This is a genomic window from Paenibacillus sp. F024 (assembly GCF_057814255.1).
Map to the genome: position 1 here is coordinate 1 of NZ_JBVASZ010000129.1, position 309 is coordinate 309.

General features: G+C 54.7%; 1 protein-coding gene. It reads right to left on the minus strand.

What is annotated here, in order from left to right; genetic code table 11:
• A partial coding sequence (locus tag ACZYR9_RS27670; RefSeq protein WP_488981501.1) for an ADP-ribosylglycohydrolase family protein occupies positions 1–177 on the minus strand: 177 nt, incomplete at its 3' end.
• Positions 178–309: the final 132 nt, after the last annotated feature.

Below are 309 nucleotides of genomic sequence, written 5' to 3' on the forward strand. Positions count from 1 at the left end.
GTCATCTGTCCACTGGCCGGGCAGCAGGTCAAATACACCTCCCCCTCCCATATCACGCACCGGTGCAAATGAACCGGGGGGACAAAATTCTACCGTCGTTCCTAACGCATCTGCTGCGGCCAAACCAAACAAGCATCCCAGGTCTCGATCCAAACTCATCGCCGGCCTAGTCTTCATTCCATAGCTCCTCCTTCATCTATTCCGTCGGTCAACCCGTCCCTTAGCGGTTTGTCGTCTTCTTTTCATTCTTACGGCGCATCGATAGCGCGCTGGAAATCCGAAGAGAAATGCTTCTGCCAGCGCTGCTCC